Raw genomic sequence first — 10554 nt, 5'->3', positions numbered from 1 at the left:
CCTCGTGCGCGCGCTGCTGCACCGCGTGGGGCCGCCGCCGCGCGGCTGGGAGCGCTATTCGCAGCCCGGCATGGCGGGCTCGCGTCGGTGGCGGACCGGGTGGAGGCCAACGCGCTCCTGGCGCTGAAGCCCGGCACCTGCTCACCGGCGCCGTTCTGGAGCCGGGCCCGCTGCTGGAGGTCCAGGGCGCGGTGGCGTTCCTGCCCCTGTTCCCGCCGCCGCTGTCGGGCGGCTCGACGCCGCCGGGACCGGTCAGCGACCTGCTGCTCACGCTAGCGAACCAGGTCTTCCACCCGGTGCTCGCGCCGGGGCGGTCCCTGCTGGGGCTGGTGCGCACGGGCGTGACGCCGCCAGTCGTATTCCCCAGCCATGCCCTGGGCCCTGGCGCCCTGGCCGCCCTGCGTCAAGGCGACGGAGCGGCGTTCCTCGCGCTGCGGCGCGACGCGCTCGTGAAGCACATCCGGGCGTTCATCCAGGCCCGGACGGGCGCGGACACGGAGGGAGATGCTTCGCTTCCGGAGGAATGAATCCCCCGGAATTCTCCGTTGCCCACCCCGGGGACCCGGGCGACAGTTCCACGGTCGTTGGTCGCCCCCCCGGCCCGCGGTCCCCCGCTCATGAGCGCGCCCCCTTCCGACACCGAACAGGCCCTGCGGGCCGAGGTCGAACGTCTGCGGCTCCGCCTGCGCGCCGCGGGGCTGGAGGACGGCGCCGGCACCCTCCCCGCCGCCGCGGTCCCGGAGACGACGACGCCCCCGGACCCGAGCGCCGACGAGCGGCTGCGCGTGAAGCGCGAACAGCTGCGGCTGGCGCAGGAGGCGGGCGGCATCGGCGTGTTCACGCTGGACATCCCCACCCACCTGCTGACGGTGACGCCGGAGTTCTGCCGGCTGTACGGCATACCGCCCACGGAGACCCTGCCCGCGACGGTCATCGAGGCGCTCGCGCTGGAGGAGGACCGGCACCGCGTGTCCAACGCGAGCACCCGCTCGGCGGGCCAGGTTCCCCCGTCGGTGGACTACCGCATCCGCCGGCCGGACACCGGGGAGGTGCGGTGGATCCACCGGCGCGCGTCGCTCGTGTACGACGCGGCCGGCAAGCCGGCGCGGCTCATCGGCATCACGCAGGACATCACCGAGCGTCAGCAGGCCGAGGAGGCGCTGCGCTCGGCGAACGAGCGCCTGCAGCTGGCGCTGAACACCGAGGTGATGATTGGCACCTGGGTGTGGGACGTGCCCGACAACCGCGTCGTCACGGACGAGCGCTTCGCGCACTCCTTCTCGCTGGACCCGCGGCAGGCGCGCGAGGGACTGCCCATTGAGCAATTCATGGCGTCCATGCACCCGGAGGACCGGCCCCGCGTGCAGGCGGCCATCGCGCGCACGCTCCAGGCAGGCGGTTCGTACCGCGCCGAGTACCGCGTGCGCCGCGCCGATGGCGTGTACTCGTGGGTGGAGGCCAGCGGCCACTGCGTCCTCTCCCCGGACGGCACGCCGCTGCGCTTTCCGGGCGTGCTGGTGGACATCGACGCGCGCAAGCGGGCGGAGCTGCGGCAGGCGGCGATGCTGGAGATGGCGGACCGGCTGCGCGAGGCCTCGTCCCCGGACACCGCCGCGCAGCTGGCCATGGAGGTGGTGGGGCGGCTGATGGGCGTGCCGCGCGCGGGCTACGGCACGGTGGACGCGACGCATGGGCTGGTGCTGATGCACCCGAACTGGGTGGCCTCGCCGGACGTGGGGCGCGTGGAGGGCGTGCACCGCTTCCACGACTACGGCGTGTTCCTGGACGACCTGCGCAAGGGCGAGGTGGTGGCCATCCCGGACGTGCGGGAGGACCCGCGCACGGCGCCCCACGCGGCCACGCTGGAGCAGGTGGGCATCCGGGCGCTGTTCAACATCCCGCTCCTGGAGCACGGCCGGTTCGTGGCGGTGCTGTTCCTGCACGACGCGCGGCCGCGCCCGTGGACGGAGGATGAAATCGAGCTGACGCGCAACGTGGCCGACCGCGTGTGGGCGACGGTGTCCCGGCTCAAGGCGCTGGCGGAGCTGAAGCAGGCCAACGAGACGCTGGAGCAGCGCGTGGCGCAGCGCACGCGAGAGCGGGACCGCGTGTGGAACGTGTCCCAGGACCTGCTGGTGGTGGAGAGCCTGGACGAGGGGAAGCTCCTCAGCGTCAACCCGGCCTGGACGCGGATGCTGGGGTGGACGGAGGAGGAGCTGCTGGGGCGCACGTCGCAGTGGCTGGAGCGCCCGGAGGACTCCGCGCGCTCGCGCGGCGAGGTGGCCCGCCTGGCGGGAGGAAACCCCACGCTGAACTTCGAGAGCGCCTACCGGTGCAAGCACGGCGGCTACCGGCGCATCTCCTGGACGGCGGTGCCGGTGCCGGAGGACGGCGTGCTGTACGCCAGCGGGCGCGACGTCACCGAGCAGCGGCAGGCGGAGGACCAGCTCCGGCAGGCGCAGAAGATGGAGGCGGTGGGGAAGCTCACGGGCGGCGTGGCGCACGACTTCAACAACCTGCTCCAGGTGGTGGGCGGGAATCTCCAGTTGCTCCAGCGCGACGTGGCGGGCAACGAGCGGGGCCTGCAGCGGGTGCGCTCGGCGCTGGGCGCGGTGGAGCGTGGGGCGCGGCTGTCGGGGCAGTTGCTGGCGTTCTCGCGGCGGCAGCCGCTGGAGCCGCGCTCGCTGAGCCTGGGCCGGCTGGTGCAGGGCATGGACGACCTCTTGCGCCGCGCGCTGGGCGAGGACGTGGAGGTGGAGACGGTCATCAGCGGCGGGCTGTGGAACACGCTGGCGGATCCGCACCAGTTGGAGAACGTCATCCTCAACCTGGCCATCAACGCGCGCGACGCGATGCGGGGCAGCGGGAAGCTGACGCTGGAGCTGAGCAACGCGTCGCTGGACGACCACTACGCGCAGGCGCACCCGGACGTGCTGGCGGGGCCGTACGTGCTGCTGGCGGTGTCGGACACGGGCGGCGGCATGACGCCGGAGGTGCTGGAGCGCGCGTTCGAGCCCTTCTTCACGACGAAGCAGGAGGGCCGGGGCACGGGGCTGGGGCTGAGCATGGTGTACGGCTTCGTGAAGCAGTCCGGCGGGCACGTGCAGCTCTACAGCGAGCTGGGGCACGGCACGACGGTGAAGGTGTACCTGCCGCGCGCCTTCCAGCCGGAGGCGCCGGTGACGGAGGTGGTGACGGGGCCGGTGGAGGGCGGGCGGGAGACCATCCTCGCGGTGGAGGACGACGCGGACGTGCGCGCGACGGTGGTGGAGCTGCTGACGGAGCTGGGCTACCGGGTGCTGCGCGCGGTGGACGGGCAGAGCGCGCTGTCCATCCTCCAGAGCGGCGTGGCGGTGGACCTGCTCTTCACGGACGTGGTGATGCCGGGGCCGGTGCGCAGCCCGGAGCTGGCGCGGCGGGCGAAGGCGCTGCAGCCGGACATCGAGGTGCTCTTCACGTCCGGCTACACGGAGAACGCCATCGTGCACGGCGGCCGGTTGGACCCCGGCGTGAACCTCCTGTCCAAGCCGTACCGGCGCGAGGACCTGGCGCGCAAGGTGCGGGCGCTGCTGGACCCGCGGCAGCAGCGGCTGCTGACGCCGAAGCTCCAGTGGCCGGAGCGGGCCGTGGAGGCTCCGGCGGCGGCGCAGGAGGCCGCGCGGCGGATGCACGTGCTGCTGGTGGAGGACGACGAGGACATCCGCGCGTCCGCCAGCGAGCTCCTGGGCTTGCTGGGGCACGCGGTGATGCCGGTGGCGAGCGCGGAGGAGGCGCGGGTGGCGCTGGCGGCGGAGCCATTCGACGTGCTCTTCACGGACGTGACGTTGCCGGGCATGTCGGGCGTGGACCTGGCGCGCGAGGTGGCGCTGCGCAAGCCCGCCATGCGCATCATCATCGCGTCCGGCCACGGCCGCGCGGCGCTGGACGGGGATCCGCGGCAGTGGCTGGGCGTGGTGGTGCTGCCCAAGCCCTACGCGCTGCCGCAGCTACAGCAGGCCCTGGCCCAGGTGGCCGCGACGGACCGCTGAGGTTCAGCGGCGCTGACGCTCCAGGAAGGCCAGCAGGCCTTCCGTGTTGCGGCGCTCGTGGTCGTCCAGGGACGGCAGGTACTCGCGGACCTCCGCGAGCATGGCCTCCGCCGCGGGCAGGTCCGCGGGGGAGACCTTGTAGGCCCACTGCCAGTACTCCGCGGCCGTATAGGAATACATCATCGTCTCCAGGGGATGCCGCAGCAGCTCGCGCAACGCGCCCCGCACGACCCGGGGTGTCTGCCCCCAATGCGCCCCACAGAAGAAAGCGGTCTTGGCAATGTATCGCTGAAGAGAAGCTGCCGGCACCCGTCCCTCATGGCGCCGCTCGACCTGCTTGAGGCCCACACGGAACCGGGGCCAGTCCCTGGGCGCGAGGCCACTCACTTCCGATACCTCTTCACAGAAGGCACTCCAGGCCGGCTCCCGATAAGACGGATCCGGGAACGCCTTTTTCATTTTCGTGGACATGGCAGCGGCATCCCGTTCCAGGTGTAAACAGCGTCAGGCCAGAAACCGTTGGCCATGCAGTAGGATCGGCAAGAGTCACAACGACTCTCCCCATTCACGCGTCCGGGCTTGCTGTCTCCGCCCATATCCGTACAGCGAACGTATTCGTCGGTGCAGGACTTCCGGACACGTTCGGCTTCCTCCTTCCGCGTTTCCTCCCCCGCCCCAGGTGGAGGCAACGGGTTCGGCTTCCGGGGCCGGGGCGGCTTCATCGCCTCCACCGTCTCGCACGCCGCCGCCGAGCCGTTCTTGCACTGGCAATCCACCGTGCTGACGCAGCCCGGCCCGGGCCCGGGGCCCAGGGATTGGCGGAACTGTCGCGGGCTGCCTGCACAGCCCGCGAGTCCGCCACACATCACCAGCACGAGGCCTAATCGCATACCTGTTCGTTGGCGTGCGTGGTGGCCCGGGGGCTCCAGCCCTCGTTGCCGTCCTTCTCGAAGTAGAACTTCGCGCGGGTGCGCTGCCGCGTGCCCACTTCGTTCAGCGTGTTCGCGTCGTACAGGCGCCCGTTCACCATCGTGTAGCGCACCGTGCGGCTGTTGGAGATGTCCTCCAGCGGGTTCCTGTCCAGCACCACCAGGTCCGCCAGCTTCCCCACCTCCAGCGAGCCCAGGTCCTTGTCCATGCCCAGGTGCCGCGCGCCGTTCAGCGTGCCCGCGCGCAAGGCCTGCATCGGTGACATGCCGCCCTGCACGAACATCGCCAGCTCCCAGTGCGCCGCCAGGCCTTCACGCTGACCGTGCGCGCCCAGTTGCACGCTCACGCCCAGGTCGTTCAGCTCCCTGGCCACCCTCGCCACGTTCTGGTGGTTGAACTCCTCGTCCGGGATCATCACGCGGCGCCGAGAACGCCTGTCCACCACGCGCCGGGGCACGAACGACAACAGGCGCGGGTCCTCCCAGACGTTCGTCTTCTGGTACCAGTAGTTCTCCCCCATGAGGCCGCCGTAGGCCACGCCCAGCGTCGGCGTGTAGTCCACCTTCGTGCCCTTCCAGAGCTGGCGCACGTCGTCGTAGATGCGCGCCACCGGCAGCGAGTGCTCCAGCCCCGTGTGCCCGTCCACCACCATGGTCAGGTTGTGCTGGAGCAGCGATCCGCCCTCGGGCACCACCAGCATGTCCAGCTCGCGCGCCGCCTGGAGCACCTTCTGCCGCTGGTCGCGCCGGGGCTGGTTGTAGCTCTTCACGCTGAACGCCCCCAGCGCCTTCATCCGCCGCAGGTGCCGGCGCGCGTCGTCCAGCGTGTCGATCTCCACGTGCGCGTCCGCGCTCGCCGCGCCGTACAGGATGGTGCCCGTGGAGAAGATGCGCGGCGACGTCAGCATCCCCGCCTTGCCCAGCTCGCTCGCGGCGAAGATGGTCTCCGAGTGGTTCGACGGGTCGTGCAGCGTCGTCACCCCGAACGCCAGCGACGCCGCCTGCACCCAGCTCTGCTCCGGCATCAGCCCGTCCACGCCCATGGCCCCGTGCCAGTGCACGTCCACCAGGCCCGGCATCAGCGTCTTGCCCTTCACGTCGACAATCTTCGCGGACGCGGGCACGTCCACCTTCCCCACCGGGCCCAGCGCCACGATGCGGTTGCCCTTCACCACCACCACGCCCTGCTCCACCACCTGCTCGCCCTTCATCGTGACCAGCCGCCCGCCCACCAGCGCCAGCGTCCCCTCCGGCACGTCCGACTTCGCGGAGAACGCCACGTCCACCCCGTCCGCCTCCGGCGGCGGCAGCGTCTTCGGCGCCCCTTCCATGAACGTGAACGCGTCCTTCAGCGCCCGCGTGTAGAGCTTCGGTCCCAGCGCCCAGTGCAGCGACAGCCGCCCGCCCGGACTGGACCAGTGCAGGTATTCGCCCGCGTCACGGCTCAGCTGCGTCACCGGCATCGCCTTCGAGCCCGGCCCCACCCGCGCCTCCTTCGCGCCGCGCACGAAGGGCGTCACGTACGCGTTGAAGTCCTCGCGGAAGGCCACCCACCGGTCGTCCGGCGACACGCGCATCTCCAGCGCGCCCCCGCTGGTCAGGTGCGTGCGCGGCTCACCGCCGTCCAGCCCAATGCTCTTGAGCGTGCGCACGTCCTCCACGTCCTTGGACTCCACGTGCAGGAAGTACACGCGGTCCGACTTCGCGCCGAAGTGCGGCTGCTCCCCGTCCCGCGTCAGCTTGCGCGCCACGCGCCCGCCGGTGGACGGCACCACGAACAGCCCCGTCTCCCGGCTCCACGTGCCCGGCATCAGGTAGCCGTCGCCCGTCGTCCGGTACACCACCCACTTGCCGTCGGGGCTGAGCGCGGGCTCCACGTAGAAGCCCGGCTGCGCCGTCACCACGCGGCCCTCGCCGCCCGTCGCGGACACCACGCGCACCGCGCCCAGCGCGTCGTCGTCCCACGTCGTGTAGACGATGGAGCGCCCGTCCCGGGAGAACGACGGGTAGAACTCCAGGTGCTGGTTCTGCCGCGTCAGCCGGCGCGGCGTCCCCGACGGCAGCTCCTTCACGTAGAGCTTGCCCAGCGCCTGGTACACCAGCCTCTTGCCATCCGGTGACACCTGCACCCAGCGCAGCATCTTCACGTCGAAGCGGTCCGGCGCCACCGGCCGGGTGCCCTTCACCGCCGCGAACACCGTGCGCGTGCCCTTCACGTGGAAGGGAATGGGCGTCACCTGCTTCGTCGCCACGGCGATGCGGTGCAGCGTCCCGCCCGCCCAGAACACCAGGGACCTGTTGTCCGGCGTCCACGCCATCACCGGCGACACGCCGTGGATGGCCCACGTCTCCTGCATGTCCCGGTCGAGCCCGTCATACAGCGGCCGCTCCGCCCCGGACCTCACGTCCGCCACGTACAGCACGCTCTTGCCGCGCACGCGCCGCACGAACGCCAGCTGCTTGCCGTCCGGTGACGGCGTGGGCCGGATGGAACCACCGGGGCCGGTGACGAAGGGCTCCACCTCCTTCGTCTCCAGGTCCAGCCGCTGGATGGCGTAGAGCTCCTTGTTGGGGTCCTTGTCGTACTCGAAGGACTTCCCGGGCGTGACGTCCTGGCTGAAGTAGACATACCGGCCGTCGGGGGAGAACGCGGGCTCGCCCAGGTCCTTCTGGTCGTTGGCGCGCTCGGTGAGCTTCACGCCCTCGCCGCCCGCGCGGTGGAACATCCACACCTCACCCGCGCCCAGCGAGCGCCGGCCGGTGAAGTGCTTGCGCGCCACCAGGAACTGGCCGTCCGGGCTCCACGCGGGGCTGTTGAGCAGCCGGAACTTCTCCTGCGTCACCGCGCGGGGATTGCCGCCGTCGCGGTCCATCACCCAGACGTTGTCCCCGCCGCCCCGGTCGCTGGTGAACGCGATGGACTTCCCGTCCGGGCTGTAGCGCGGCTGCATGTCCCACGCCGCGCCGGACGTCAGCGCGCGCGCCTCGCCGCCCGCGATGGGCAGCGCGTAGATGTCCCCCAGCAGGTCGAAGAGGAGCTCGTCCCCGCGCGGGCTCACGTCCACGTTCATCCACGTGCCCTCGCGCACGTCGATGGGCACCTGCGTGCTGGCCACGCCCGGGGGCGCGTCCACCCTCCATTCATCCTTCTTCGCGTCCGGCGGCTCCTTCGCGGCGACGGGGGCCAGGGTGCCGCCGTCACCCTCGCTCGCCCGGGCGGCCTCGCGCGCGGTCTCCCTGGGCGCGGGCGGCGGAGGCGGTTCCTTCGGGGGCGCTTCGCCCTGCCCCTGGGGGGCGGGCGCGCTCGCGGGCTTGGGCAGGGGCTGTGCCGCCAGGAGCAGGCCCGGGACGAGCAGCGCGAAGCAGAGGGAGCAGAAGAGTCGGTTCACCGGAAGTGTCCTCGGGGAAGACGCGGGGCGCGGCATCCTGCCAGGATGCGCGGGTCCGCAGGTCGCCCGTGAACTCGCGGACAGGCAGGCGTGTTCCTGGGCGCGGCGTGCCGCACCGCGTTCCCCCGGCCCGGCCCGAATCTGCTACTGCATCCGCCCTATGTCGGACTTCAGTCTTCCCGCGGACCCGGCGGGGCGGCGTGAAAAGCTCGCCGTGCTGTTCACCGAGGCGGTGCCCCACAACCACGCGCTCGCGCTGCGGCTGGAGGAGGTGGGCGCCACGGACGCGACGGTGGTGATGCCGTACGCGGACGTGCTCGTCGGCAACCCGGAGACGGGCGTGGTGGCGGGCGGCGCGGTGACGACGCTCATCGACGCGGCGAGCGGCACGGCGGTGATGGCGGCGCTGGACGCGTTCGCGGCCATCGTCACGCTGGACCTGAGAATCGACTACCTGCGCCCCGCGCGTCCGGGCCTGCCGCTGACCGCCCGCGCCGAGTGCTACAAGGTCACCCGCCTGGTCGCCTTCGTGCGCGCGCTGGTGCACCAGGGCGACCCGGCGATGCCGGTGGCGTCGTCGCAGGGCACCTTCATGCGGGTGGAGGACTGATGAGCACGCCTTCCCTTCCCCTCGCGGACCTGGTGCGCCAGGTGCGCCAGTCGCGCGAGTACCCGCGCCTCACCGACGCCATCCCCTACACGCGCTTCATGGGCATTGGCGTGGAGAACCTGGCCGGCGAGATGCTCTGCCGCATGCGCTACGCGCCGCACCTCATCGGCAACAGCCTCCTGCCCGCGCTGCACGGCGGCACGCTGGGGGCGCTGCTGGAGTCGAGCGCCATCTTCGAATTGCTGCTCAAGACAGACACCGAGCGCGTGCCCAAGGTCATCTCCACCACCGTGGACTTCCTGCGCTCGGGCAAGGCGCAGGACACGTTCGCGCGCGCGTTCATCACGCGGCAGGGGCGGCGCGTGGCCAACGTGCGCGTGGAGGCCTGGCAGGACGACCGGACCCGGCCCATCGCCAGCTCGCACGCGCTGTTCCTGCTGTCGGAGCCGTGAGGCTCCGGAGCCGTGAGGAGTCCGGGGGACGCTAGCCGTCCACCACGATGCGGTACGTGCGGCGCTTGCCGCCGCTGCCCCACACGATGAGGGTGGTCTTCCCCGCCGCCAGCGCGGAGACCTCCACGCCGTCCTTTCCGGTCGTCTTCACGTCCGCGACGGACGGGTCACCCAGCGCCACGCGGCTCAGGCCCGGCACGGTCAGCACCTGCTTCGCGCCCTTCTTCAGGGTGAGCGTCTCGTCCGCGGCCGGCGCCTCCTCCTGCTCCGAGGTCCGGGCCGCGGGCTCCTTCGCCCACGCGGGCCCGGCGCCCAGCAGCAGGGTTCCCAACGTCAGGGCCACGAAGCGTGAAGCCATGGGTGCGACCTCCAGGTGTCTCCGGGGGTATCCGGAACCGCCCCAGTGTCCCATGCGTGCGCATCCGACGTCTCCGGAGATTTCAGGTATTGCCGCACTGTCTTTGTTACAGCTTGGTTCCCATTTCTACAGGGTTCCTGCCGCGTCCTGCGGTGGACAGCGTGCACGGGCGCACGGTGAGCTGCCTTTGAGTCCGCCGGGTGGAAGACAGGGATTGCGGTCCGGGGTCGCGGTGGGGGCGCGGCAGTGAACGCGAGCGCGCGTCACGGGAGCGCGGCACGTCGCCTGCTAGCTCTGGGGAGCGACAACCGACGCGGAGACCCCCATGAGCGAGCGCGAGTCGATGAAGCTGCGGGAGTTGAAGGAAGCCGCACATGCGCTGTACCAGCGGGGGAGGTATGCGCAGTGCGTGGAAACGTACGCGCAGCTCGCAAGGCGGCTGCCGCGAGACGCGAATGTGCGCATCCGGCTGGCGGAGGCCTGCCGCCGCGCGGGCCAGCGGGAGCAGGCCATCGCCGCGTACCGTGAAGCCGCGCAGGTGCTGTTGTCACTGGGTTGCGAATCCCGCGCGAGGGGTGCGCTGAAGGCCGCGCTGGAGCTGGATCCACGGGACCCGACGCTGCAGCTGGAGGTGGTGCGGCTGGGCCAGGGCGCGATGACGCCGACGGAGCTGGAGGACGAGCAGCTCTACCGCTTCGACCGGCTGCCGCCGCCGACGCCGCCTCCCGGGCGGATGCGCAGCGCGCCGCCGCCTCCGCCGCCGTCCTTCGTGCTCAACGCCGCGCAGG

The 10554-nt window shown here is 71.7% G+C and carries 8 protein-coding genes; 5 read left to right on the top strand and 3 right to left on the bottom strand.

What is annotated here, in order from left to right; genetic code table 11:
* Positions 1 to 191 precede the first annotated feature (191 nt).
* Together ACLEQD_RS27750 and ACLEQD_RS27745 are read left to right on the top strand one after the other, a co-directional pair.
* On the top strand, positions 192 to 527 hold the full coding sequence (locus ACLEQD_RS27750) for a hypothetical protein (protein WP_410388046.1): 336 nt from the start codon (positions 192 to 194) through the stop codon (positions 525 to 527).
* A 90-nt stretch (positions 528 to 617) separates the two neighbouring features.
* Entirely contained in the window at positions 618 to 4028 is a 3411-nt protein-coding gene (locus ACLEQD_RS27745) for a PAS domain-containing protein (protein WP_410388044.1), read from the top strand.
* A gap of 3 nt (positions 4029 to 4031) precedes the next feature.
* Here the strand turns inward: ACLEQD_RS27745 and ACLEQD_RS27740 are convergent, their stop codons facing one another.
* Both ACLEQD_RS27740 and ACLEQD_RS27735 read right to left on the bottom strand, forming a co-directional pair.
* Positions 4032 to 4256, bottom strand: a complete 225-nt coding sequence (locus ACLEQD_RS27740; RefSeq protein ID WP_410388042.1) for a hypothetical protein — start codon at positions 4254 to 4256, stop codon at positions 4032 to 4034.
* A gap of 652 nt (positions 4257 to 4908) precedes the next feature.
* Positions 4909 to 8346 carry an amidohydrolase family protein gene (locus tag ACLEQD_RS27735; RefSeq protein WP_410388040.1) on the bottom strand — a complete coding sequence of 1146 codons (3438 nt, stop codon included), beginning with the start codon at positions 8344 to 8346 and terminating at the stop codon, positions 4909 to 4911.
* A gap of 214 nt (positions 8347 to 8560) precedes the next feature.
* Between ACLEQD_RS27735 and ACLEQD_RS27730 the strand changes: the two genes are divergently transcribed.
* Positions 8561 to 8956, top strand: coding sequence for a PaaI family thioesterase (locus ACLEQD_RS27730; protein ID WP_338269613.1), 396 nt, complete (start codon positions 8561 to 8563; stop codon positions 8954 to 8956).
* The gene (locus tag ACLEQD_RS27725; RefSeq protein ID WP_120529465.1) at positions 8956 to 9408 is read left to right on the top strand and encodes a PaaI family thioesterase; all 453 of its coding nucleotides are present in this window, start codon (positions 8956 to 8958) and stop codon (positions 9406 to 9408) included. Before ACLEQD_RS27730 ends, ACLEQD_RS27725 begins: the two co-directional genes overlap by 1 nt.
* 31 nt (positions 9409 to 9439) lie before the next feature.
* On the opposite strand, the gene ACLEQD_RS27720 is transcribed toward ACLEQD_RS27725, so the two are convergent.
* Positions 9440 to 9766 carry a pilus assembly protein N-terminal domain-containing protein gene (locus tag ACLEQD_RS27720; RefSeq protein WP_410388038.1) on the bottom strand — a complete coding sequence of 109 codons (327 nt, stop codon included), beginning with the start codon at positions 9764 to 9766 and terminating at the stop codon, positions 9440 to 9442.
* Positions 9767 to 10091: 325 nt separating this feature from the next.
* On the opposite strand from ACLEQD_RS27720, the gene ACLEQD_RS27715 reads away from it, so the two are divergent.
* A partial coding sequence (locus tag ACLEQD_RS27715; protein ID WP_410388036.1) for a BTAD domain-containing putative transcriptional regulator occupies positions 10092 to 10554 on the top strand: 463 nt, incomplete at its 3' end.

This window comes from Corallococcus sp. 4LFB, assembly GCF_046520365.1.
Lineage (GTDB): Bacteria > Myxococcota > Myxococcia > Myxococcales > Myxococcaceae > Corallococcus > Corallococcus caeni.
The sequence above is the reverse complement of the archived record's forward strand: the minus strand, read 5'-3'. Positions and strand labels throughout refer to the sequence as shown.

Excerpts from the sequence above, each read along its gene's own strand:
- ACLEQD_RS27745 (WP_410388044.1), top strand. The coding sequence starts at position 618 with ATGAGCGCGCCCCCTTCCGACACCGAACAGGCCCTGCGGGCCGAGGTC.
- ACLEQD_RS27725 (WP_120529465.1), top strand. The coding sequence starts at position 8,956 with ATGAGCACGCCTTCCCTTCCCCTCGCGGACCTGGTGCGCCAGGTGCGC.
- ACLEQD_RS27720 (WP_410388038.1), bottom strand. The coding sequence starts at position 9,766 with ATGGCTTCACGCTTCGTGGCCCTGACGTTGGGAACCCTGCTGCTGGGC.